Consider the following 26,252-nt stretch of genomic DNA (forward strand, 5'->3'; position numbering starts at 1 on the left):
GGTTTTTTGTCCAGCTTCTGTGAACAAAACCCATTTTGTCTTTATTGCCAAACCAGGCGCTACTTCTGAATTTCTTTTTTTCTTCGCTCAAGGGTTCTGGGGATTTGTAGGTGACGGAGGGTGCGGCCAGCCGTTAACCGGCAAAAAGTGGTTCTGGGATGCCTTTGGTGCTGGTAGCCACCTGAAAGACGCAGCCAGCATGGGGCTGTTTTGCGCGTTCAGCCTCGGTGAGGTTGATGCTTGCAGAAGTTATATAAAGTGTATCAAGCGCCGGCCCGCCGAACATGCAACTTGTCGGGCGCTGCACAGGCATTTCCAGTATGTGGTTTACAGATCCATCCGGCGCATAGCGGACCACACGCCACGCATCCCATTGGCAGTTCCATACAAAGCCTTCGCTGTCTACAGTTAGGCCATCGGGCACCCCTTTTTCGACCGTTGCAAACACGCGCTCGTTGGCAGGCGTACCTGATGCAAAATCAAAATCGTAGGCATAGATACAGCCGGCAGGTGAATCAGCATAGTACATGGTCTTGTTATCCGGGCTCCATCCCAGGCCATTAGAAATACCTACATTGCCCCGGACGTGAACAGGCTGCAAGTTGGCATCCGTCCGATATAGCGATCCGAGGGAAAAGTCTTTTTCTTCGTTGTCCATTGTGCCCGCCCAAAAACGGCCGGCACGATCACACTTGCCGTCGTTAAATCGATTACCCGGCAAATGTGCCTCAGGGTCAGCAATGTGCGCAGCTTCACCTGTTGCAAAGTCGAAAAATGACAACCCGTTTTGAAGGGCCAAAATGGCGCCGCCACGTTCTCGGAGGGAAAAGCTACCTATCTCTGCAGGCGACGGCCATACGGTATGTTTGCCGCTATCGGGATGCCACCTTTGCAGACACGGTTGTTTAATGTCGATCCAGTAGAGCGCCTCTTCCTTTCCAGACCAGACAGGCCCTTCTCCAAGAATATCATTCGATGCAAATGCAAGCGCAGCCTTCATGCTCTTGTGCCCAATAAGGTGATCGTTAATGCTGAAGGAAGCTAATTCTTGCAAAGGGAAACAGCAAACCCGTTACACAACAAAAACCTGAAGCAAACAACTTGTTTGGTGATTGATAACTTGCTTCACCTATATTGCGTCACATTCCACAGCAACCCTTCGTTTTTCTTATGCCCGGCACGATTGATTCTCATCAGCATTTCTGGCGATACAATCCCGTTCAATATGCATGGATTGACGAACGTATGCAGCGCATTCGGCGAGATTTTTTGCCGGACGACCTCGCGCCAGTGCTCAGTGCACATGGGATTGACGGTTGCATAGCAGTGCAGGCTGACCAATCTGAACATGAAACTTCCTTTTTGCTTGATCTGGCTGACAAAAATGCTTTTATCAAAGGCGTCGTCGGCTGGGTTGACCTTCAGGCAGATGATGTAGCTAGCCGGCTCCAGCATTTCGCACAGCACAAAAAGCTGTGCGGCATACGACACATCGTACAGGGGGAGGAAGATGTCAATTTTATACTGCGAGACAATTTTCGCCGTGGACTCACCCTATTGGCCAACTTTAACCTGGCGTACGATGTACTCGTGTATCCCCATCAATTGGGCGCGGTGCTCAGCCTTGTACGCCAAATGCCGGAGCAACCATTTGTGATCGACCACATTGCAAAACCTTACATCAAAGACCAGTTTATTGATGGCTGGCAGACCATGATGTCAGAAATTGCAAAATTCCCAAACGTCTACTGCAAAGTGTCGGGCATGATTACCGAAGCGGACTGGGAGCAATGGCGTTACGAAGACTTCGTGCCATACCTCGACGTCGTGTTCTCAGCTTTTGGGGTAACGCGGACCATGTTCGGATCAGATTGGCCCGTTTGCCTTGTCGCCGGCTCGTATAGCCGCATGATTGAGCTTGTAAAAACGTATACCCGCCAGCTAACTGAGGAAGCACAGGCTGCATTTTTTGGCGGCAATGCCGCATCTTTTTACGGCATTCCAAGGTAGCGCTAAACCCAAACCCTCCAAGCCATGCAATTAGGACTCAACGACAAAATTATCATTGTAACCGGCGGTGCCAAAGGCATTGGGCGCGCCATCACCGACATATTGATTGAAGAAGGCGCTGTGCCTGTCATTGCCGACAAAGATGAGGCAGCGCTTGACGAAGTGGTCGCTTTTTACGAAAACAAAGGAGAAGCCATCGCTGGCGTAGCCGGAAACCTGATTTATCCCGAGACCTGTGCGCAGGTCGTCCAGCATGCCATGGATCGGTTTGGAAGAATTGATGGCCTGGTAAACAATGCGGGCTTCAACGATCGCATTGGTCTTGATGCCGGCCCTAAAGCTTTTGTTGAATCCCTTGAACGGAATCTGCTACACGTCTATTGCATGGCGCACTATAGCCTGCCCCATCTGAAAACGAGCAACGGCCCAATTGTAAACATTAGCTCGAAAACAGCCGTTACGGGCCAGGGGCAAACATCGGGATATATTGCAGCCAAAGGAGGGGTACTGGGCCTGACGCGCGAATGGGCGGTTGAGTTGGCAGCATTTGGAATTCGCGTAAACGCGATCTTGCCCGCTGAAGTGTGGACGCCCCTGTACGAACACTGGGTGAGCCACCACGATGACCCGGATGCAGCAAAAAAGGAAATTGAAGGGTACATCCCGCTCGGCAATCGCATGACCACACCTCGGGAAATTGCCTCTATGGTTGTCTATCTCCTCTCATCCCAGGCCAGCCACATCACCGGCCAGCACCTCCACGTAGACGGCGGCTACGTCCATCTCGACCGCATGATGACGTAGGTTGGTTTAATGTCGAAAGTTTAAGGTTTAAGGTGATTTTCTTTCGAACGCACCTTAAACCTTAAAACCTTCAACGTTAAACTTTATTTCAGCAGGACAACTTTACGGGTTGCTGACTTTGGACCGTCTGCTGTTGGCGTTGTGAGGTTAATCATGTAAACACCGCTGGCGAGTTTGAGGCCGGCGTTGTCGCGACCGTCCCAGGTGATGCTGTGCTTTCCAGCAGGCATTGTAGACTGGGCAAGCGTTTTCACTTCACGGCCAAGCAGGTCGTATACGCTAAGCTGGACTTCGCTTACAGCAGGTAACTCGAAGTCAATTGTTGCTTCGCCACGTGCCGGATTTGGGTAAGGATCAGCAAGACCAAACGTGAAGACAGGTAGCACGTCATCTTCGTTTGAAACAGGATTGGGGCTTAACCCGGCGAGGGTATTGTCCCAAAGCGTCTGCGCAGCATCAGCATGGGCGCCAATTTCTTCGGTTGATGTGCCACCAACTACGGCAAACGCAACTTCAATGCTTTCGCCAGCGCCGATTGTAAACGGTCCGCCTGAAAGCATAATGGAGATATCGGTCACATCCAGCGACTGGGTCTGGATACCACTACTCAGGAATTCCCACTTTTCATCATCAGTAAATCCATCGTTCGGGTCGGTTGGCCCTGTGTTGCCGTAAATCTCGGTTGTATTATCAATCGCGCGAAACGTGATGTCGTTGTCTGTCAGCATTTTGGTTGCCAGGAATACATCAGCCATTTCCGGCGTATTGTTCAGGAAATAACCCATTTCCCTGCTTGCATCATAGCGGGCGTGATCAGAACCGGGGTCATCAAAAGAGTCCCAATCAAAGAAGAGGCCGGCGTAGAAATCGTCAATCGAAGCGGCACCCTGGTTCTCAATAGTGTACTTAATGATGACAAAGTCTCTGTTGGCAGCCGACGTATCAGCGTAGCTATCCTGCCGGATATTAAGATTCAGCGGCGTTTCAGCATTTGTATCAACGAGTTCGAGTGCCCCTTCCTCAGCCGTCTCGCGCCCATCGATAATGCCGAAGTTGGTGCCGGTAGCACGCACAAAATCGTCATCCTGCTGAGGATTGACGCCGCGGATGTTATCTGAAATCGTGTTGACGCTGCTGCCCACGATTAAGCCGCCCTCAAAAAGGAAGTCAAAGCCGAGATAGCGAAACCCATTGCCAGGTGTTTCGCCGGCAAAACCTTCATAGCCGATGTTGCCTTCGTCGGTGAGCGTGACCTGAATGTTACCCGTATCGTGGGTTGTACTATTCAGCAGCACGGGAAATGCATCAATATCAGTATAATCGCCGCTGCTCATCTGCGTTACCATGTTGGCCTGAACGTTGGCATCGATGGTAAAAGACGGCTGAATCTCAAAGACAACCTGCGTTGTATCGCCCGTATTGAGGGTTGGAATGGTTGCCGTTGGCTGCCTCAGCGTGACATCAGTAGCTGACGTTTCAAGCGTGAGCGTAAGGTTTGACACGGGTTCGAGGAAGTTGGTCACATCAACAAGTACAGAAGCAACTTCACCCGGGCCAATCCGACTGCTGCCTGTGGCATCGCGTAACTCAGCATTGACAATACGAACAGAAGGAATCGCTTCCGTCACAGCACGCAAAGCATTGATACGGCCTTTGCCTATCCGATTTCGTACAGCGCCGTTAGCACCTGCACCCAGGATATCATCAGATGTGGATCGTACCTGTTCTCTGATTTCATCGGGCCCCCAGGTCGGGTTGAGTACTTTCACCATGCCTGCAAGGCCGGCTGTAATCGGCGCAGAAAAGGAGGTACCCGACTGGTTAAAGTAGCTATTGAAAGGTGAAGTTGTCAGGATCCCACTGCCTGGTGCAAAAACATCAACAGAAACACCAATGTTGGTAAACGAAGTCAACGCATCACTCGACCGGCTTGTAGCGCCTACAGAAAGCACGTGGTTATAATTTGCAGGGAAGTGTGGGTTGAAGTCGTTGTTATTCCGGTTGCCATTGCCCGCGGCGGCAATCAGAAGCGCACCGTTCTCATACGCGAAGTTTACAACGTCCTGTCCGGTGCTCGAGCCAAACGAACCACCGAGGCTTGCGTTAATGATGTCAGCACCATTTACAGTAGCATAAGCGATACCATCGAGGGTAAAGCAAATAAAATCATCTGCATTGGGGCAGCCAATGTTAACCGGAAGGTACGTGCCATTCCAGCTTGTGCCGGCGATGCCGGTACCGTTATCAGACTGGGCAGCAACAAGGCCGGCTGTAGCTGTTCCATGCTGGGCATTGGACGGTGTATTGGTCAGGCCTTTCGGGTCGTTGGAATTTGCAGGGAAATTCCAACCATTGACATCATCAACAAAATTATTGCCATCATCATCAACGCCATTATCCGGAATCTCACCAGGATTTACCCAGAGATTTGCAACCATATCTTCATGGGTCCAATCGGTACCACCGTCAATTACTGCAACTACCACGTCGCCCGCTTCAGCTTTGATGACATCCCAGGCATCTTCAATAAAGAACCGGTCGAAATAGATTTGTTCATTATACCGTGGATCATTGGGAATAGCGGCCGCAAAGGGACTTTGCGCAGGCATAGACTCAAACCACGCCGGCGACTCGTTTACGCGGGTAATTTTATGGCGGTACAGTGGCTCAGCGTATTCAACTTCGGGCAAGCGAGAAAGCAATGCAGCAACCATTTGCGGATCCCGCTCAGCATCAAATTGCATTTTGTGGATGCGCTGCAATTCGTCTACGCCTTTAAGCGTCTCTTGCTTGCTGGCAGAAAGATTGTTCAGAAAACCGAACATGGGCTGTACATCCAACACAGAAATCCGCGACATGATGGCATCAACAGAACGAATGCCTGTTTTGGATACCCCCGTTGTAACGGTATGCCCTGCGTTGAACTTCACGACAACCCAACCGGGTGTGATGTACTGATTGGCCTCGCTAGACCGCCCTTTTTTGTCATCATCTGTGTCTGTTTCAGCAAGCGCTGATGAGGCGGGTCCGCCAGCGAGTACAAAGAGAAACAGGAGCGTAAACACGCTAAATCGTCCTGTAATATGCATTGGTCCTCCAATGGGTAAAATGATTTCTTCCGAATCCTGATGGTTGTGGCACACTGCTACGCTTGCATTTCGATCAATTGACGCAGCAAATGCATGGGTTGCGTATTAGAGATACAATTGAGCCGTGACCAGTAACTAATGCGAGCGATAAGTTTCGCGTTGTTGTGTAGATAAAATTCTGGCCGGCGCTATTAAAACACAACGCCTGTGGCTATGCGTCATGGTCTGCAAAGAATGTGCCTCTCAGCGCACAACAACGACCTTGCGGGTGGCACGGTAGTGCCCGGTTTCAGTATCAGCCTGTATCTGGTAAAAATATACTCCATTTGATACGACCTCATCTTTATAGTTCCGGCCATTCCAATGGACAACATGCCGGCCTGCGGGCACTGTTTTGTCTAACAAGGTTAAGACTTTTCGCCCGAGCATGTCAAAGAGATCCAAACGAACGGCGCCGGCTGCTGGTATTGTAAATGCCATATGGGTCGCCCCTGCTGTCGGATTTGGATAAGCCAGTGACAAATCAAACGACAACAACATTTCATCGTCTTCATTGGCCACGGGAAACGGGGGCATCTGGGACAGCGTCTCTTCCCAAAATGTTTGCGCGCGATCTGCATAAGACGCCAACTCATTGCCATTGCGGGCCGCCATAAGTGCAAATGCAATATCTACAGATTCCCCAGGAGACAGTCTGAAAGGACCGGCAGCAATCAGCGTTGATACATCTGAATTGTCGACATCCGTTACCTGCACGCCATTGCTCATGAATGCCCACTTCTCAGCATTCGTAAACCCATCCCCTCCTGAACGCCCGTCAAAAATCTCTTCATTGTTAATCGAGCGATAGGAAATCTGATATTCTGTAGACAACAGCTTCGACCCTAACAGCAAGACTGGTTCAGTGGCAGAGGGCTGAACAATGCCCATTGCCCGCGATTCATCAAACCGGGCAAAATCACTGCTTCGGGTCAGATCCCAATCAGTAAACATGCCCATGTAGACATCCTGGATAGCGGCGGTGGCTTGTGGATCAGTCAGCGACAAGACGTAGCGGAGAATGATGAAGTCATTATTTTCATCTGCAAGGTCAGCATAGCTCTCTTGCTGGATGGTGATACCCAGTGGATTTGTAGCCGGCGTATCGTTGATGACAACGAGTCCATTTTCTGTAACCGTCTCTGCTTGCAGAATCCCAAAGAATCCACCTTCAGGCCGCGCAAAATCCATATCCTGGGTGTTGTCACCCGTGTTGCGCACACTATCAGAAATTTTACCAGGACCCGTCCCCACCAAAATGCCCCCTTCAAACAACCAGTTTACACCCAGGTATTTAAACCCTTCGCCAAAAGACTCATCCTGAAATCCGGTCCATCCAATGTTGCCTTCATCGGTGAGCGACATTTGCAGCACACCGGTATCGTGCGTGGCACGGTTAGCAACCAGTTGCACAAGGGCGGCATCTTGATAGCCCACTGCTTCGATATCAACCCGGAAGCTCAGCCTGTAGTCGCGTGGTACGTTGTTGAGAAAAGAAAATGCAAAAGGAACGTTGACAGGAATGTCCGAGTCGAGATCGCCAATCGTATAAAGCCCTTGTTGGATAACTACATTGGGGTCATCAATGGAAAGAGAAAAAGAGATGTCCTGCGCGCCGGCAAGGTAGTTTACCATCTCCACATTCAAAGCTACAGTTTCACCCCGCTGGATTATACCGTCATTCCCTTGATCTATAACGGTAAAGTCATTGATCCGAATAGCAGGACGCAATTCGTTGTTCAGGGTGCGGGCTGCGTTGATCCGGCCCCGTCCGAGTAGGCCGTTGAGGGAGTCTGCGTTGCTGCCTTCGATGGGGTCGCTGTTCACGCGAATGCGTTCGCGCAATTGGTCGAGCGTCCAGGTAGGATTGCGCGTTTTAAGGAGCGCTGCAAGGCCGGCAACAATCGGTGTCGAAAAAGAGGTACCGCTTGCCAAAGTGCTGTAGCCGTTGTCTGGCACGATGCTGTTCAGCGTCACACCCGGTGCAAACACATCAACGCCAACCCCGAAGTTGGAAAACTCTGCTTTACTGTCCTGACGCTTACCACTTGCACCAACAACCAGCACCCGGTCATAGGCAGCCGGAAACGTAGGCGTTTTGTCGATATTAATGCCTTCAGGGGTGATCCCCGTACCATTACCAGCAGAGACTACGAGCAACACACCCAGGTCCAGAGCCATGCGAACAACTTCGCGGCCCAGAAATGAATCGGGTCCGCCCCAACTCGCATTGATGATATCTGCACCTTCCAGGGCCGCATATAGAATACCCTCATAGCCAAAACAAACGGCATTGTCGGTATTGGCGCATCCTGCATTAACCGGCATCAACCGCGCATTCCAACTGGCGCCTGCAATCCCTTCTTCATTGTTGGTAACGGCAGAAGCAATACCGGCTACGAGCGTCCCGTGGATAGCATTGGATTCTGTTTGGGCCAGCCCGGTTGGGTCATTGGAGCTATTTGCAAAATTCCAGCCCCGGGTGTCATCTATAAATCCGTTGTCATCATCGTCAACACCATTGTTTTCCAGTTCTCCGGGATTCCTCCAAATATTGCCAACCAGGTCTTCATGCCGCCAGTCCGTGCCGGCATCTACCACACCGATGATTACATTCCCTTCACTAGACTTAACCACATCCCACGCCTGCGGCATGTTGACATGCGAAAGGTGCGACATTTCAGAGAACTGTGGATCGTTTGGCTCAAGTTTTAAAGCTGCAGGTGCGTCATCAGGTGACGACGCCAGAAAACCTGTGAGCGGATATTTATACCTGGGCTCTGCATATACAACGTTGGGGTCATCCGCCAAAAGGGCAGCCGCCAAAATGGGTGCTATATCAGCGTTGTAGTGCAAGGCATAGACCTGCTCAAGATCACGTGCGTGCGTGATGGCATCAACCGCGTATTGCTTTTGTTGATTCACTGCGGCCGCGGCAGTCAGACTTGCGAGGCCCGGAAAAAGCGGCTGTAACCCTGCAGGGGATAATTGCTGCGTTTTCTGGTCGAAGGATGCGAGTCCGGTTGCGCCGGCTTTACCGGGTACGCGTTGGCGAAGTTTGACAATCAGTTGACCAGAAACAGCAGGCGCCCGCAAGACATTTGGCGCAGGGCGTTCCAGTACAAGGACGTCACCCTGTGCGCCCTGTGGCACGACATCCTGTGGTACAACAACCTGTGCATACACACCATAGGCCGGCCAGCATGCAAGCACTAACGCACTGCAAACGGCAAGAAGCGGGGCCACACCATAGGGTAGATCCTTGACCATAAAAGGGGTGAACATGTTATATCGATGAATCGGTCCAGCACAGTTTCCCTTGCCGGCATGGGGACATTGTTGGGCCGGCACCACGGATCAGGTATAATATACTTCATTCATCACGACTTCAAAATCGCTGCTGAATCGGGTAGTCTGTTATCCAAAAACGCCCCCTCTTTACCTGACACCCAAAGACATCCCTTATTCCATTGCCTTCGCTTCATCCCAATAGCGATCCATTTCTTCGAGATCAACCTGCTCAAAGGCCTTTTGCTGTTCAGCCAGTCGTTTTTCAACATGGGTAAACCGGCGTTCAAATTTGGCATTTGTAAGACGAATCGCGTTTTCCGGGTTGAGTCCCTTGAAACGCGCATAATTGACCAGCGCAAAAAGTAAATCCCCAAATTCTTTCTCTTGCTCAACAACCGACGCACCGCCGTTATCCAGTTCCTGAAATTCGGCCAGTTCCTCTTCCACTTTTTGCCACGTATCAGCCGCGTTTTCAAAATCAAACCCAACACCGGCTGCACGCTCTTGAAGCCGATGTGCCCGTTGCAACCCGGGCAGGTGCCGTGGTATGCCTTCAAGCGTTGCTTTACGGCCTTCCGTCTTTTTGATTTTTCGCCAGTTCTCATGCACTTCCTCCACACTGTTCACCTGTACATCGCCAAACACATGGGGATGACGGCGCACCAGTTTTTCCGATTCTTGCTGGAGAACATCGAGCAGCGTAAAAGTACCAGCTGTGCTGGCAATATCACTATGGAAAAGGACATGCAGCAGCACATCGCCCAGTTCCCTGGACAACTCGTCCCAGTCTCCTTCGTCTATCGCTTCCAGTGCCTCATACGATTCTTCGATGAGCATATGTTTGACAGATACGTGGGTCTGTTCACGATCCCATGGACAGTCGCGCCGGAGTTGCCCTACGATAGCGTAGAAGTCGACAAACGCTTCCATAATTTCGGGAGATGGGCAAAAGGTTGCTTCGTAAATCTTGTCTGGCATGGTCGAATTCGAGGTAAGGGGGCGCCGTGTCTGGCAGCACTATTTCAAACTTGTGAAAAGATCAAAAAAGGACATGACACAATGCTGTCACACTGGATCTTTTTATTGATTAAAGGTTATGTTGTGACCTGAAAACGTGTCTTAAGAATCAAGGTTCTTAACTAGACGCTGGGTGGATTCATGTAATGTAACGTATACCTGGCCGGCGCTGCACTCCAACGTGAGAAAGTGCCGGTGGACTCATGTCGACCGCCCCGGAATTATGTTTTTCATACAATCAGCAGAGGTAAACTATGGCACGTGGTATTAACAAAGTAATTTTGGTAGGTAACCTGGGGCAAGACCCGGAATTGCGCTACACCGGAAGTGGTACCGCCGTTTGCAACATGCGACTCGCAACAAACGATTCTTATAAAGATGCAAGCGGACAGCTCGTCGACAAAACAGAGTGGCACAGCGTGGTAGCCTGGAGCCGGCTCGCTGAGATCTGTGGCGAATACCTGAAAAAAGGTTCACAGGTCTACTTTGAAGGCTCACTCCAGACCCGCTCGTACGACGACAAAGACGGCAACACAAAGTGGGTAACAGAAATTAAGGCGCGGGAGATGATGATTCTCAGTGGCCGTGGTGAAAACATGGGCGGCGGAGGTGGTGGAAACGGCTACCAGGGCGGTCAGTCTCGCCCACAGCAACAACAACAACCAGCTGCTGCACCGGCTGACGCCTTCACGCCAGATGACGACCTGCCGTTCTAAGGGCTGTTGCTTTATACAATTTGGCAAGGGCGTATCGCACAGGCGATGCGCCCTTTTTTTGTCCCCCAACAAATGCGATTACCCAAACCACGCGCGAATAATCGATAAAGCTGCCGTATTCCCCCCCACCATAGCGCCTAAGGCAGAGGGGGGCATTTGTGCGACGTCACCCACTGCGTACAACCCTTTGACATCAGTCTGCCCGCTTTCATCGGTCTGGATCAGCCCCATTTCATCGAGCGACAACTGAAAGTCGCGTATCACTTTTTCTTCCAGCGCACTCTTTTTCCGCGCAGGTGCCCACCATAGCGTTTCTATCTCAACAACTTCTCCTGTATCCAGCTTAACAGATTTCACGTTGCCGTTTACCTGTTCAATTTCGACAATGCTGCCGGCATGAATGGTGAAACCATTTTCGCGTAGCTTTTCCTCATCCTTTACATCCAACACGACCTCTTTTTGATTCAGGATCAGCCTGGCTGAGGCCGTCCAGTTTTTCACCAGCGCAGGAAAATGTGCGGCTTGCATAGCTGAGTTAATCACCAGGCCCCAAACCCGATCACGATTTTCGTAACCATCGCAAAAAGGACAGGGAATAATGGTGTTTGCCCAGGCTTCAGAAAATCCTTCTATCGATGGGTATATATCCTCGTAACCCAGCGCGATGATAACGCGTTTTGCTTTAAGCTGCGTACCGTTTTCAGAAGAGAGAACAAACACGCCGGCATCGTCTATTTCAATATTATCCACGCGCTCTTTTCGAAGTCCGGCGCATTGATAAACATTGATCTGTGCCCATGCTTGCGACCGAATTTCTGCAGGCAACAACCCGTCGAGCCCCAACACGTTATGCACGCCGTGAGAAGCGCCATTTCGGGGTGGAGAGGTGCTGTCAAATACTATAACGTCTTTTCGGGTTCGAGCCAGTACCAGGGCCGCCTGAAGACCAGCGGGGCCACCGCCAATAATCGCTACATCAACCATATCCATCTACCTGATCTTGTGAGTTGTTCTTCAGTGAAGATCCCTTAGATGGTATTTATACGCTATTGGTTACACCTTGAGAAAGGATATTTTTCACGCACCGCCTGGGGGGGGGGACGCGGTTATATTATAACAGTTATTAAAACTTGAAAATTTAAACGGCACTAAAACCTCCCCGCTCAACCCATCATTCTGGATACCCAGCCGGCACGGGATTGTAAAGGCAGCAGTATTGCCACTCCAAGAACAGCAATACCCGCCAGCTTTCGTTTTTCAGGGTACAAGTCATCAGCCCTGATTTGCCGCACAAGCACACGGTACATCGACCACAACGCACCACGTGCTGCGCCACTGAAAAGCTGCACCATGAACTGGTGCTCATTGTGAGTTAAGTGATCAGCGGCAGCGTATGCCGGCAGCGAGAGGCCACGGCGATCAACGGCATCTTTCACAGCAGCATGCACGCGTGCAATACCTTCGACGTATTTCCGGGAAAGCTGGGCATCAAAATGAAGCGCACCGGTAAGGTTGTTGCCATGCAAGCGATAAGACGACAGCGGTTCAGGCTGATACGCAACTTCGGTAAGAAGTGGCGCCAACATATACAGGTAGGCATCAGCCATACTAGACAGGTAGGCCGCCGGCAGCGGAAAGAGGCGTTCAGCAACTTCCCGCCTGAAACTTAGCGCACTGGCCGGCATGTTGCGCCACCGCCCGCCGCGTTTGAGCAACGCGGGCCCCAGCCAGCCAGCCTCAAAGTGGCCATGGGTCGGCAAGGTCCGTATAAATTCTCCCGCTGCATCAACTACAGACATTGCGTGCTGCACAAAGCCGGCCTGTTGTTTACGCTGCATTGTTGCAACAACAGCAGCAATCTTAGTCGCTTCATAGACATCATCGGCATCAAGCAGGCATATCACCTCACCACGTGCAGCAGCAAAGGCCCTATTTAGCGCAACGGCAACGCCCGCGTTTTCCTGTACAATCAGCCGGATGCGGTCATCTGACGCTGCAAGCCTGCGCACAATGTCTGCTGAACCATCAGTTGAACCGTCATCACACACGATGATTTCGAGATGCGTCCAGCTTTGCGCCTGCACACTGGCAATGGCAGCCGTTACATACGATGCGTAGTTATAACTTGGCATCAAAACGGAAACAAGCGGCTCAGCTTGCAGTGGGGCTAACGCCATGGGTTGGAGCTGTAGTTGAAGCATTGTTAGACGTCGACCTGCAGGCCTTCGCGAATCGAAGCAGCAATGCCTTGAAAATGCCATCGTCCATACCGTCCCAACATGTCGATGCCGTGTTCGCGCAGCAATGCCATCGACGCGTTGATCCACGCAGACCCCGGCCAGGACCATGTGTAAGCCACTTCAACCCAGGTAGCATCAACAACCTCTGCCTCCTCAATCATGCCCCATGCCTGTAATTCGGCCACAACTTCGCGCTCATATTTTGCAATCTCTTCAGTAGAAGGCCGCGCATCAGGCAAAAAGGCGCGTTCTATGTACAGGCTGGCCCGAGGCCGGTTATCAGCAGGAGCTGCCGGCAAAAAGTGTGAATCGACGTTGCTGTAGAATCCTACCCTGTGGAAACCAGACTGGCTTTCAGGTACATAAATCCAGTGTTCTTTAGGGCAAGCCGGCCCCTGTACAGCACCAATATTCAACACCAGCACAGCTGTATGCGGATCTGACTTCATGGCGGGCTGAAGTCCGGTCATCTCCAGCATCTGGTTCAGTGGCAACGACGAAATTAACCGATCATACGGACGGCTTTCACCATCCTCAAAAAATACCGTCCGCGCTGCCGTATCAATTTTGACAACCCGTTTATTGTAGTGTACCTCACAGGCATCGGCCATGCGCAACGAAAGCTCGTCGAGGCCTTCTGCAGGATATACAAACGTAGCGTTGTATCCGACCGCAGGCGTTTGCTCAGCTGCGCCTTGTTCTACCAGTTTTAAATCGAGCGGCGTTTTGTAGTTGTCTTGTGGCCGTATGCTGCGCCACAAGCCTGCGGTGTACAGGTCGTGGAACGGCGCAAAGAACAGGGCATTCAGGGTTGGCCCAAATTGCGCGCGTACCCAGTCTTCCATCGTTTTAATGTCAGGTTGCGCCGCATTTAGCAATTCAGCGAGGGCCGTGGAGGCGAGGGTCTCCGGCAGATACGAGAGGTGATACTGCAGTGGATACGGTACATACTGATCGTGCGCCGGCAAAAACACAGCCGAAGAACGGTTGTATTTTTTGATGTTGATGTACTGCCCAATGAAATCCAGTATTTCCTGGTCGCCGCCAAAAATCCAGTGGCCGCCGCCATATTCAAATCGATAGGCATCCGGCGGTACCGTCCCACCACTGTTGCGTTGCTGGCTGCCGGGTGACAGGTGATAAGATGAGCAAATTCCACCAGGTACAGCTTCTGCTTCAAAGACGGGAAATCCAGATTTGATACCGGCCGCAAGGCCCGTCATGCCTGCGCCTAGAATAAACGTGTTCAGTGTCTTATGCCTCAGTAATCGTTCAAATATCAGATAGTCGGTTGCATGCAACGCCCAATCAATCCGTTAACCACGCACTTAGATCCCGATCAATAAGATCCTGGAGTTGCTCGATGTCTTCCTTGTAGGCAGCTTGCAACTTATTGGCGATCCTTTTTTCAAGCGCAGGACGTGCCAGATTCAGGCGTTGTACACCGGAAACCAACCGGCCCCTTGTTTGCGCCGGCAGATACCGCACCAATACTTTTTTTAATGCACTGGTACCAGACAAAAACTGCTGCAGCGGTTTGACTCGGGGAATGCCGGACCGGTTTGGTTTGCGGGAAAGATCGGGTTCAAAGGCTGCATCTACATCCAGAAAAGAAAAACATCGGGCTAAAACGGACGGTGCATCAGCAACAAAATCGTCATACAACAGGAAAAGCAGTTGCGTGCGCGGGAAAAGTGCCAGATACCGTTCAACCTGCGCAGCGTACCTGCCCATTGCCTCGTAGTGCCACAAATGCTCCCAGCCGGCGGTGCGGCGCTCCTTTTCCAGCAAAAGGCCTTCGCCAAAGTGCGTGCAAGGCTCACGCCCGTCCCTGCGCAGGTGTAGAAAACTTGCATGGGCACGCGCAACCGGATTGCGTAAGACAACGATTAGCTTTGCCTGCGGCACCTGCCGGGCAATATTGGATGCAGCATCGGGATGATATAAGTATAGCGGAGAAACCTCCCCAACAACCTGTCCCGGCTGAGCCCCCTTAAAAAGGGCGTGATAAGCCTGCAAATCCGTCACGCTGTTTCGCCCCACTGTTTCTCGGTCTCCGGGCCCGGAGAACAACGCTGGCAATTCCTCAGCCGGCGTATCCTGCAGGGCAAAAAAATTAGGCTCTCGCACCGGACACGCAAAAACTTCTGGGTGCTGCGACAGGTAATAAAACAGCGCTGTAGTCCCCGACTTTGCTGCCCCAATGAGTATAAAATCAGGAAATCGCATGTTTACCCAGTAAAACCGCAGTTATCTTCGCGAAATTCTTCTCGAAAAGGCACAAAAGTGGAACGATTAATGTCACTAGCGGGTCTGTTTCTGACTGTTGCCTGTAGCCACCTATCTAGCAGTCAGACCTCGAATCAAGCTTCGTCCTATCAGGTTCTTTCACAGTTCATTATACATGAGCATTTATTCTTCGCAAGCTATCCTGCATATAGTTGCCCGCATTGGCCTCCCGTGCTTTTGCGCCCTGTTTCTAAACATAGCATTCCTGAGCACATCAGCATACAGCCAGTCTGATTCGTTTGACCCATCATGGATCAACCAGGGCACGACGTATGCCAAGCTGGCTGTACTGGAAGACGGCATGTACCGAATTTCGGGCACACAACTGGCAGACGCCGGCGTGCCCCTTGCCAATATCAACCCGGCCAGCCTGAAGATATTCCACAGAGGACAAGAAATACCATTATGGCTCGAAGGCGGAACTGCTGCTGCATTGCAGCCATCGGATGCGTTCATTTTTGCCGGCAGCAGAAATACGGGTGATGAAGAAGCCTGGGCATACAACGGAGATGCCTCCCTGCAGGGCAGTACCCATTTCAGCCTGTTCTCCGACACAACCTGGTACTGGGTAACCTGGGATGGTGAAGCTGGCCGGCGCTATGCCGATACGGACCCCAATCAGCCCCTGAACAACCCCGTCGCTGTTTCTTCGTTTCGCGACACCCTGCATATTGAAGAAGACAACCTCTACTATTTTGGCGATTCCGATGACGCTGCCCAGCCGGAATATACCCGTGGCGAAGGGTATTTCGAGCGGCTAATTTCACATCTCGACACGGCCCCAATCAGGGAAACATTTCCCTTAAATCTAGCTGACGCGGCTGCCTCAACAGACTCCCTTGTTGTAACAGCTCGGCTGAGTAGTGGCTCTGCACCACAACATCTTGTTACGTTACAGTTGGAAGCTGATGGTGTGCCACAAAGCTGCGCAACCTGTACAGCACAGGTTGAATGGTCGGGATATGCCTACCGGGACCTTCGGATTGCACTCCCGCAAAACCTTGTTACCGGCGCTACGACACTAAACGCCGTTGTGGTGTCGGACAACTCATTCAACAGTGTTCCAAACCGCGTATTCATCGATTGGGTTGAAGCGTCTTACATCCGAAATACAGTGTTGCCGGCCAATCAGCTATCCATGGCTTTTGATGCTGGCGGCGCACGAACCCTTCGCGTTACAAACCAGGGTACTGCCCCACTGGCAGCCTTCAGCCCGCGTGACAGCCGGCGCTTTTTGCTCGCACAGGAAGCCGGCAACACGTATGCTTTTAACGATGATGCATCAGGGCCAGTCACTTACACCATTGTTGATGCAGATGGCTTTCTTGCGCCGGCTGACATCCAGATTCGCCAACCTGTCGATCTAGCCGCATCACCCGGCGCAGTAGATTACATCATCATTACAACGCCTGCGCTTACAGCCTCAGCCAATGACCTGGCCAACTACCGGCAGCAGGCTGATGGGTACAACACGCTCATTGTAAATCAATACGATATTTTCGACCAGTTTGATTACGGCCGCCCTACCCCGCTGGCCATCCGCCGTTTTGTGCATGCCGCGCTTGATTGGCCCGAACCCCCTGCCTTTGTCATGTTTTGGGGGGATATTCTACGGCCAGAAGACAACCGGGCACGGCGCCAACTCTTCCCCTGGGAAGTCCTTTCTTTTGGCTATGCACCGGCAGACGGCTGGTTTGGTATGCAAAAAAATGGTGCAACAGATTGGATTGAACGCCCCGCCATTGGCCGTATTCCGATCAGAGACAATGAAACAGGGTCCTTTTTTGTAGAAAAGATCAGCAACTATGAAGCCGGCACCGTTGCAGCCTGGCAAAAAAGAATGCTGCTCCTGGTCGGCGGACAAACCCAGTTCGAGCAGGCCCGTCTCCGTAGCCATGCCCTTTCATGGGGTGAACACGCCACAGGGCTTCCCACAGGGATGGATACGCTCCGATTTTTCAAAACCGCCTCAGACCCTCTCGACCCTACATTCCAGGATGCCTTAAACGATGCATTTAAAGACGGTGCTTCCTGGGTAAGCTATTTTGGTCACTCAGCAGCTGATACGTGGGAGATTGTCACTGAAGCGCCAGAAGACTACGACAATGCAGACCGCTTGCCCGTTGTACTCTCCATGGGATGTAACACAGGCAACTTTGCCGGCGGTAGGTTTGAATTAACCGACCGCCTCGTTTATGGAGAACGCCTTGTGCTTGCCTCCATGAATGGCGCCATTGCCCACTGGGGCTCCTCAAGCGCTTCAACAATCGACCAGCCCGCGTTGCTCACCGACCAATTGCATCAGGTTGTATTTCAGGATACCGTCCGCGTGCTCGGGCTCGCCCTCATAGAAGCAAAACGACGCTATATCACTTCCCGAACGCAAACTGCCAGCGCCTACAATGTGTTGTTACAATACGGCCTGATTGGGGACCCGGCAACACGCGTACGCATTGCCGACAAACCCGAATTTCAAACAGCAGCCGAGGCCATTGAAGTTACACCACTTACGCCAGTCCCGGCAGATGGCAATGTGACCGTAGAAACAGCCATTCGCAATTGGGGCCTTTTGCCAACCGATTCGGTAGATGTTCAGCTTACCCATATCAGCCCGTCAGGCAACGAAGACGCGCTCTCCACAAAAATTCTCCCCCGACAGCGAGAAGAAATTGTCCAGTTCAATGTGCCGATTGGCAATCCCGATATTGGCGAAAATACATTTCAGGTTTCGATTGACCCGGTCAATATATTCGAAGAAGTGGATGAGTTGAACAATGTAGCGTCGAAGAATCACACGATTTTCTCAGCCGGCCTTGCGCTCATTTCACCAGCAGACTTCGCGCTGATCCCAGCCATCCAACCAACACTTCTGATCAGCCTTGCAACCAACGACGCAACTGCACGCACCATTGCATTTGAAGTTGACACCGTACCGTCGTTCGATTCGCCGGCATTACAACAGGGTGAGGTACAGACAACCGGCGCGATTGCCTCCTGGCAGGTAGATATCGCGCTAAATGATAAACAATCCTATTACTGGCGCGCGCGCATTAACAGCAACGACCAGTCTGGCGTCTGGCAAAATGGTCACTTTACGGTAGATCAATCTGTTACACAAACCGGGTGGACGCAGCAAGGACGTCTTTTCGAAAATAACGAAACAGATGATTTTCTTCAGTGGAATACGGATGCCCAGGCCTGGATTTTCTCTGAATTCAAAGTGGATGTGCGGTCTACGGCAGAGCGTGGTGCCGGCTTCGAAAAAGGGCAGTTTATTGTCAACGGTACCCGGTTCCTGGGTGTAACCCTCGGATATGGCGTCCTGGTACTTGACGGTCTGACCGGTCAACTGAAAGACTACGCCTCTTTCCCTACGTACAATATCTCGGAAGACCTGCAAGAACGGTTTGACACAGATTCAACGCGGGCCGTTGCCGGACTTACCGATATGTTGACCAATCTGGAGACAGGTGACTACCTCTTTGTACGCACCCGCCACCTCGGCAACCTGAATGGCCCTACAATCCAGGAAGAAGTGAAGCAATTATTTCGGGATCTTGGCAGCCAGCAAATAGACGGACTCACGTACAGCCACCTCTGGCTCATGACCACGCGTGTGGGCTTCCCTGCTGAAACCATGGAGTGGGTAGAACCCCCAAGCTCGACCTCGATAAATGAAATTGCGCAGGATACAACGCTGTTCTTCAACCAGTCTGCCGGCTATACCAAATCCCCGTTGATTGGGCCGGCAAGCGACTGGCGTACCCTCTCAGGCACGGTTACGCTTCCCAATACCGACAGCGACATCAGCGTTAATGTATTGAATCCGGAGACTGGAGCTATACTACTCGAAAACCAGCAGCTCTCCGGGTCCATCGACTTGAGTGCACTGGATGCCGTAACCTATCCGTACCTGCAGTTGGAAGCAAACGTTGTTGATCTGTCTCAGGCCAGTACGCCACAACTTGATGCATGGACGGTGTTCTTCGAACCAACTGTGGAGTTGGCCATCGACCCTTCGGCAACTACGTTTTCCGCAGACACGCTGGCCGTGGCACAAACACTTGATATTGCAACTGCTGCAACCAACCTGTCAACCCGGCCAGCGCCCCTTTCCGTGCTAACCTACACGCTGACAAACGCAAGCAATGAAGAATCGGTACTTGCCCGAGATACCCTGCGAAATCTGGGACCTGGCGCGCAGTATCAATCAGCGCTACAGGTAGAAACAACAGATCTTGCCGGCACAAATCGGATCCGTATCGCCCTGGATCAACCTGGCGTCACAGAACCTTTCCTACTCAACAATGTGCTGATTCGAGAGTTTGTTGTGCTTACCGACAACGAAGAGCCTCTCCTTGAGGTACTGATTGACAGTGAGATGCTGCCGGCTGATTTTCAGCCCGTACAAAACCTGCAGGATCCAGCCCTGCCCTTTGTATCCACGCGCCCAACCATCGAGCTAACCATTTCAGACGATGGGGCTTTTCAGCTGCTCAATGATACAAATCTAGTACAACTGGAGCTCGATGATGTGACCGTGCATTTTTCAGATCCCCAGGTGCAATTTGAACCAGGCACGGTTGAAAAAAACGAGGCGCGGATTGTGTTCACCCCCGACCTTTCTGGCCGCGACACAACACATACCCTTTTTGCGCGGGTTTTTGATCCAGCCGGCAATGAAGCAGATAACAGTCCGTATCAGGTGCACTTCCGTGTACAATCGGCATTTGAGATAGAATCACTTTACCCTTATCCGAACCCGATGCATACGGCAACAACGTTTGCCTTCCGCTTGCGAGGCGATGAAGCAATGCAGGCAGATGACTTCCGGATTCGCATTTTCACCTTATCGGGCCGGCTCATCAAAGAATTTGATTTGATTGAAGACCCCGGCCTCCTCGAAATCCCGGGCCTTCGCATCGGTTGGAACAAGCTGGGATGGGATGGCCGTGATGCAGACGGTGACCGGGTAGCGCCGGGTGTATACCTTTATAAAGTCTTTCTAAGCGCTGCCGGCGAGTCTATTGACGTGAATAACAGTTCCAGCGTAGAGAAAATTGTCGTCCTCCGGTAACACTTTGAAAATCAGCGTACTCATCGGCACCCGCAACAGGCCGGCTCTGCTGCATCGCTGCATCAAAAGCGTAGTTATGCAGGCATATGCCAATGTCGAGATTATTGTGCTCGACGATGCCTCTACACCACCCGTTGAAGTAGCACCTGTTGAAGCGATTGCCGGCAATCTGCCTGTGCAGTGCCTGCGTGCCGACAAACAGCTGGGCCTCAACGCGGTGCGAAACCGGCTCCTCGCAGCAGCAACCGGCGATGTATTTTTCATTATTGATGATGACGCTTTTTTTGATGATGATACGGCACTTCAACAAGTAGCCACTGCGTTTTCAGGCACAAACGCGCCGGGCATTATCGCTACAAAAATTATGGACTCGCGTAGCGGGACCATTCGGCCGTTGACGCCGCATAGCCGCCGGCAGGTCAGGCAAGACAAAACCATACTCGACGAGCCACACCGCATTTCTTACTTCCTTGGTGGCGCCCATGCGATCCATCGGGATGTCATCGCGCAATGCGGTAATTTTGACGAGGTATTGATGTATGGACTGGATGAAATCGAATTGGCTTACCGCGCACTTGGCGCAGATTTCCACATTGCGTACTTGCCAAATATAGTTGTGCACCATCAGCCACCGCCGGCACCTGCAGATGCGCCGGCGATAGCACCCTGGCGTTTGTACTACCTGACCCGCAACAGAATATTGTTTGCGTACAAGCACCTTCCGTTTCCCTACCCACTCACTTACATTCCAGCCTGGTTGAGCTGGTACGGCTACCGGGCGCTCCGCGCGGGGTTGTTTGGCACCTATTGCAAAGGAATCCGGGATGGACTCAAATCGATAAAAGACATCCATCGCCAGCCGATAAATGCAGCAACGATTGCTTATTTAAAAGCCAATTATGGCCGATTATGGCGCTAGTGATGTTCAGCGTATCAGGCCAATTGCAACGAGATTTAGATATCTTTTTGCCACCCGAACCATTCCAGGGTTTAACGGTTAATGGTCGATTGTTAGTCGTCATGCAATTGTATCAGAGGCATTGTCTTAAGACCATTGGCAATAGACCTTTCTCTTCATAGCAAGTCTTTATAAATAAATGATTTATGCAGTTATCATGGCCGGCGGTATTGGTAGCCGTTTCTGGCCACGCAGCCGTAAAGCTACCCCCAAGCAGTTTTTGAATGTCTTTGGGGATGCAACGTTGATTCAGAACACCGTGGCGCGACTGAATGGGCTTGTACCGCCCGAGCGCTGCCTCATCGTAACCCATGAGCGCTACGTCGAGCAGACGCAGCAGCAGTTACCGGCAGTGCCAGCGGAGAATATTCTGGCAGAACCGGTTAGCCGCAACACGGCACCCTGTATTGCCTATGCAGCCATGAAGCTGCGAGAAAAGGATCCCGATGCAACCATGATTGTGCTGCCGGCAGATCACCTGATCAAAAATGTCGCGCAGTTCCATAAAATCTTGAACACGGCGATCGAAAAAGCGCAGGAAAAAGACGCGCTGGTTACCATCGGCATTGCACCAACCCACCCCGAGACTGGCTATGGCTATATCCAGTTCAATGGCTCCGTGGGCATGGATGATACGCCGGCTGCCTATGAAGTAAAGACCTTCGCCGAGAAGCCCGATCTGCCAACCGCAGAAAGCTTCCTCGACTCAGGTGATTTCCTCTGGAACAGTGGTATGTTTATCTGGCGGGCTGATACAATCCTAAACCAGCTAAGCACGCACTTGCCCGAAGCATACGAAGCCTTTGAACCCCTGCAAGATGCATTGGGAACAGACAAAGAGCACGAAGTACTGGTTAAGTCATTCCAGTCTTGTCCGCATATCTCTATCGACTATGGTGTGATGGAGCGGGCATCAAACGTCTATGTTGTACCCGGCTCGTTTGGGTGGAGTGATGTCGGCGACTGGCGTGCGGTGTACGGACTTAGCGACAAAAACGAGCATGGCAATGCTGTTGCTGGCAACGTGATTATGCACGACTCCAGCCGCTGCCTCGTGCAGAGCAACGACAGGCTTGTTGTGCTCGTGGGCATCCACGACGCCATGGTTGTTGACACACAAGACGCTGTGCTGATCTGCAATAAAGAAAGCGCCCAGCAGGTTAAAAATGTTGTAGACTACCTGCACGCGCACCAGCTTGAAGAGTTTGTCTAGGGCGTAAAGTTTACAGGCAATAAACCGACAGGCACCGACGCCTGCCAAACAAAAAAGGAATTTCGACGGACTGCAACATCGCAGCCATTCGAAATTCCTTTTTTAGTTTACCGCAGTTTACAGTACGCTTGATTGTGGCACTGCCTAGCCGTTGTCAGGCACAAGTCGAACGATGCGTCCGGGTGCATCTTCAATGGCGATGTAGAGGTAGCCATCAGGTCCTACGGCTACGTCGCGCGGCCGGCCACCTGTTTTGTAGAATACTTCTTCGTGGGTCCGGCTGCTGCCATCAACTTCTACCCGATGAATCTGTCCGAACTTCAGCGATGCAACAAAGATGCTGTTTTTCCAGTCAGGAAACGCATCGCCGTCGTAAAACTCCATCCCGCAGGTTGCAATCGAAGGCACCCAGTAATGCGCCGGCTGCTCCATCCCCTCTTTCTCTGTGATATCGGAGATGATTTCATCGTTGTAGTTGATGCCGTAGGTAATCACGGGCCAACCATAATTCAGGCCTTTCTCTACACGGTTTAATTCATCGCCACCTTTGGGGCCATGCTCCACAGTCCAAATGCTGCCATCTTCAGGATGCACAGCGAGACCTTGCGGATTGCGGTGGCCAAAAGACCAGATTGATGACTCAGCATGCAGCATGTTGAAAAACGGATTGTCTTCTGGAATCCGCCCATCGTCGTGCAGGCGGTGCATTTTACCGTTTGAGCGGCTGAGTACCTGCGCATCATTCATCATGCCCCGGTCACCAATCGAGAAATACAGGTACCCGTCATTGTCAAACACAATGCGCGAACCAAAATGGTGCGGGCGACCCGAAAACGTTTCAACAGGCGCCTGGTAGATCGACTCCTGGTTGATCAGGTTCATACCATCCAAACGGGCCCGCATGATAGCCGTCCAGCCGATAGGTTTGTCATCAGCATCCAGCCGCTTTTCGGCATATGCAATATAGATCCAGCCATTTTCATCGTAATCGGGGTGAAGCTGTACGTCGAGCAGGCCACCCTGGCCGCAGAGGCAAACTTCAGGGACGCCGCCCAGCGGATCAGACACGGCACCGTCGGTGTCGACAATGCGGAGGTTACCGATCTTTTCTGTCACCAGGAGCCGGCCGTCGGGTAAAAAGGCCATACCCCATGGGGAATCGAGTCCTGTAGCGTATGCCTCTTCTTTAAACCCGTTTGGTTTGTCCGGGTCGTCTACTGCCGGCATGGTGGGCGCCGCAATTAACAAAAATAAGACGCCGGACATGGCCAGCATCGCAAACGTGTTCAGTGCGCGTACTTTGCAAAAGTTCATTATATCTGTGGATTTTGTTAACGCGTGCTGCCCGGCTTTCACCTGAAATCAGGCAACAATCTGTACTGCAAATTAGCAAATACTCAATTGAATTTCGAATGCGCGAATTTGAAAGCGGTTTCATGCATTTCTTCGCTTCATCTTCAATTATTGGTTGCATCAATTCCAACATAGTGACGTAGTCGTCATCATGTGACCCGCTGGTCACTTTTATAAATTCCCAAACGCACACCTGCATATTTTGCAACCATCCATTTCCAGAAAAGAACGCGAACGCCTCGTGCGTCGCATGGCTATCCTGGACGCTGCACAAGCAGAGTTTGCCGAAAAAGGATATGGCCGGGCCAAGCTGGAAGATATCGCCAAACGCGCTGAGTTTGGTAAAGGTACGCTGTACAACTATTTCAAAGGCGGCAAGCGCGGAATGCTGTTTGCCATTTTTGACAAGTTGTACGAAGACATGATCGCCCTGATTACTTCATCATTGTCGCCGTCGATTATTTCGAAATCTTCGTTTAGGCAAGCGTTCTATGACTACACGGTGTCATGTCTCTCCTTTTACTTGGCGCGCAAGGAGCTCTTTCTGATCCTGGTCAAAGAAGCACACCGGATGTGTTTTGGTGAGGACAAAGACAACGCTGCGTATTTCCGCAACCAGCAAGAGCGGGTTATTGATGCCCTCACCGAATCCGTTCGCCATGCCATGGAAAATGGTGAACTCCGCGCCCTCGATCCTAAAGCTGTTGCCCATATGATCCTCGGCAACATTCAGGGTTTGCAGGTGCACATGATTCTGGCAGCAGATGATACGCACAAGATTGATAACCGGGAAGAAATTTTACCACCTGAAGAAGCGGCAACGTTTCTGACAACCATGTTGCTTGATGGCCTGATGCCGAACAGCCAGCGGCCAAAAAGCAATCCGGATCACCCCTGACCTTCATAGCACGCACATACATGATAGCACCAAAGATAAATAGACAGAGCGGCCGGCCGTTGGCCTTTACCCGGCTCATGGTCCTTTCTGCCGCCTTGCTGCTGACGTTGGGTTTCAACCCTACGGTCCACGCGCAGTCCTCCGAGTCGCTCGGGCTTGCGCTCGAAGATGCGCTTCAGATTGCCTATGTAAACAGCTATCTCGTTAAAGACGCCCGTCTTGGCGTTGAGGTAGCTTCTGCACAGGTAAAAGAAGGACGCGGCCAGCTTTACCCGCAAATCGACGTTACATCCAGTTACACGCGTAACATTAAAAGTCCCAACCCGTTTTCGGGTAGCTCGGCCAACAACCTGTTCTCTTCGCTTGGCTTCATCGACTGGCTGGCTTTTAACGAACAGGCCCGCACCGACAATGACGTTGCAACCGATCCGTTATCCTTTGTAGAGTTTGCCCTTAGGCAACAACAAGGGCTTGAAGAAGCCGGCATCGTCCTCAGCCAGGGAGGTGATAACCCGTTTGAAGTACCCAATCAGGTTGTAAGCGGCATTTCTGTTTCTCAGAAAATCCTGGACTTTAGCGCATTTATTGCAGTTAAAGGCGCGTCAAAATTTGTAAAAGCTAGCAGTGAACTGGCACTCGAACGCCAAGAGCAATTGCTGATAGACGACGTGCGTGCGTCGTTCTATCAGGCCATGCTTGCTAGCGAACGCGCCCGAGTCTCATCCCAGAGTGTTGACCGCACAAAAGAAACGGTGCAAGAATTGGGCAAACAGGTTTCACAAGGTGTAACCCCCAAGTTTCAGCGCCTCAGCGCGGAGGTAGAACTTGCAAACCTTGAGACGGCTTTTGTACAAACACAGAACGCAGAACAAGCTGCACTTGACCAGCTCAAAATGACGCTCGGCATTCCACTCGACCAGCCGATTCATCTGGTAGGTGCACTCGAAGCCCAGGACATGGGCGCTTACCTGACCATCAGCAGTGAAGACGCCGTATTCCTGGCGCTTGAAAAGCGCCCTGACCTGGAGCAAATTCGCCTAAGCATCGAACTACAGCAGATAAATGCGAAGGTGACACAGACAGGATACCTGCCGACGCTCACCGCTTTTGCCAATTATAGCTATGTCGGCAACGTGCCCACAAATCGGACGTTCATTCTCACAAACCCCAATGACCCGTTTAGCTTCTCGCAAGGGAGTAATGGCGTCTTTAGCTCGAATTACTGGGACCAGTCATTCAGCGTGGGGATTCGGCTCAA

Annotated in this window: 17 protein-coding genes; 8 read left to right on the forward strand and 9 right to left on the reverse strand. The window is 51.6% G+C overall.

Translation table 11 applies throughout. From position 1 onward, the window contains the following. Window positions 1–133: 133 nt before the first annotated feature. The gene (locus tag AAF564_13595) at window positions 134–1,000 is read right to left on the reverse strand and encodes an SMP-30/gluconolactonase/LRE family protein (protein MEM8486580.1); all 867 of its coding nucleotides are present in this window, start codon (window positions 998–1,000) and stop codon (window positions 134–136) included. Window positions 1,001–1,170: 170 nt separating this feature from the next. Here AAF564_13595 and AAF564_13600 point away from each other — a divergent pair, with 170 nt between their 5' ends. Continuing rightward, on the forward strand, window positions 1,171–2,010 hold the full coding sequence (locus AAF564_13600) for an amidohydrolase family protein (protein MEM8486581.1): 840 nt from the start codon (window positions 1,171–1,173) through the stop codon (window positions 2,008–2,010). Window positions 2,011–2,034: 24 nt separating this feature from the next. Beyond that, window positions 2,035–2,814: an SDR family oxidoreductase gene (locus AAF564_13605; protein MEM8486582.1), complete on the forward strand. Its 780-nt coding sequence runs from the start codon at window positions 2,035–2,037 to the stop codon at window positions 2,812–2,814. Between the two features lie 83 nt (window positions 2,815–2,897). On the opposite strand, the gene AAF564_13610 is transcribed toward AAF564_13605, so the two are convergent. The 3 genes from AAF564_13610 to mazG all read right to left on the reverse strand — a co-directional run bounded on the left by AAF564_13610 (window position 2,898) and on the right by mazG (window position 10,211). After that, window positions 2,898–5,903 carry a S8 family serine peptidase gene (locus tag AAF564_13610; protein ID MEM8486583.1) on the reverse strand — a complete coding sequence of 1,002 codons (3,006 nt, stop codon included), beginning with the start codon at window positions 5,901–5,903 and terminating at the stop codon, window positions 2,898–2,900. Between the two features lie 243 nt (window positions 5,904–6,146). Further along, window positions 6,147–9,212, reverse strand: coding sequence for a S8 family peptidase (locus AAF564_13615; GenBank protein ID MEM8486584.1), 3,066 nt, complete (start codon window positions 9,210–9,212; stop codon window positions 6,147–6,149). Between the two features lie 192 nt (window positions 9,213–9,404). Further along, window positions 9,405–10,211 (reverse strand): nucleoside triphosphate pyrophosphohydrolase, encoded by an 807-nt coding sequence (gene mazG, locus AAF564_13620; GenBank protein MEM8486585.1) that lies wholly within the window; start codon window positions 10,209–10,211, stop codon window positions 9,405–9,407. A 293-nt stretch (window positions 10,212–10,504) separates the two neighbouring features. Between mazG and AAF564_13625 the strand changes: the two genes are divergently transcribed. Then, window positions 10,505–10,966: a single-stranded DNA-binding protein gene (locus AAF564_13625; GenBank protein MEM8486586.1), complete on the forward strand. Its 462-nt coding sequence runs from the start codon at window positions 10,505–10,507 to the stop codon at window positions 10,964–10,966. A 78-nt stretch (window positions 10,967–11,044) separates the two neighbouring features. On the opposite strand, the gene AAF564_13630 is transcribed toward AAF564_13625, so the two are convergent. From AAF564_13630 to AAF564_13645, 4 genes are all read right to left on the reverse strand, one after another. Then, window positions 11,045–11,950, reverse strand: a complete 906-nt coding sequence (locus AAF564_13630; protein ID MEM8486587.1) for an NAD(P)/FAD-dependent oxidoreductase — start codon at window positions 11,948–11,950, stop codon at window positions 11,045–11,047. Between the two features lie 179 nt (window positions 11,951–12,129). Further along, window positions 12,130–13,143: a glycosyltransferase gene (locus AAF564_13635; protein MEM8486588.1), complete on the reverse strand. Its 1,014-nt coding sequence runs from the start codon at window positions 13,141–13,143 to the stop codon at window positions 12,130–12,132. A 26-nt stretch (window positions 13,144–13,169) separates the two neighbouring features. Further along, window positions 13,170–14,429 carry an FAD-dependent oxidoreductase gene (locus tag AAF564_13640; protein MEM8486589.1) on the reverse strand — a complete coding sequence of 420 codons (1,260 nt, stop codon included), beginning with the start codon at window positions 14,427–14,429 and terminating at the stop codon, window positions 13,170–13,172. 85 nt (window positions 14,430–14,514) lie between these two features. Continuing rightward, window positions 14,515–15,435 carry a sulfotransferase gene (locus AAF564_13645; protein ID MEM8486590.1) on the reverse strand — a complete coding sequence of 307 codons (921 nt, stop codon included), beginning with the start codon at window positions 15,433–15,435 and terminating at the stop codon, window positions 14,515–14,517. 175 nt (window positions 15,436–15,610) lie between these two features. On the opposite strand from AAF564_13645, the gene AAF564_13650 reads away from it, so the two are divergent. The 3 genes from AAF564_13650 to AAF564_13660 all read left to right on the forward strand — a co-directional run bounded on the left by AAF564_13650 (window position 15,611) and on the right by AAF564_13660 (window position 22,743). Beyond that, complete coding sequence (locus tag AAF564_13650) at window positions 15,611–20,572, forward strand: C25 family cysteine peptidase (protein MEM8486591.1); 4,962 nt, start codon at window positions 15,611–15,613, stop codon at window positions 20,570–20,572. Window positions 20,573–20,576: 4 nt separating this feature from the next. After that, entirely contained in the window at window positions 20,577–21,491 is a 915-nt protein-coding gene (locus AAF564_13655) for a glycosyltransferase (GenBank protein ID MEM8486592.1), read from the forward strand. A 178-nt stretch (window positions 21,492–21,669) separates the two neighbouring features. Then, complete coding sequence (locus AAF564_13660; GenBank protein MEM8486593.1) at window positions 21,670–22,743, forward strand: mannose-1-phosphate guanylyltransferase; 1,074 nt, start codon at window positions 21,670–21,672, stop codon at window positions 22,741–22,743. 144 nt (window positions 22,744–22,887) lie between these two features. On the opposite strand, the gene AAF564_13665 is transcribed toward AAF564_13660, so the two are convergent. After that, a complete protein-coding gene (locus AAF564_13665) occupies window positions 22,888–24,057 on the reverse strand; it encodes a PQQ-dependent sugar dehydrogenase (GenBank protein ID MEM8486594.1) in 1,170 nt (389 codons plus the stop codon). 241 nt (window positions 24,058–24,298) lie between these two features. On the opposite strand from AAF564_13665, the gene AAF564_13670 reads away from it, so the two are divergent. Both AAF564_13670 and AAF564_13675 read left to right on the forward strand, forming a co-directional pair. Continuing rightward, the gene (locus tag AAF564_13670; protein ID MEM8486595.1) at window positions 24,299–24,994 is read left to right on the forward strand and encodes a TetR/AcrR family transcriptional regulator; all 696 of its coding nucleotides are present in this window, start codon (window positions 24,299–24,301) and stop codon (window positions 24,992–24,994) included. Between the two features lie 20 nt (window positions 24,995–25,014). Then, window positions 25,015–26,252: TolC family protein (locus AAF564_13675; protein MEM8486596.1), on the forward strand; the 1,238-nt coding region annotated here is incomplete at its 3' end.

Source organism: Bacteroidota bacterium (assembly GCA_039111535.1).
Classification (GTDB): domain Bacteria; phylum Bacteroidota; class Rhodothermia; order Rhodothermales; family JAHQVL01; genus JBCCIM01.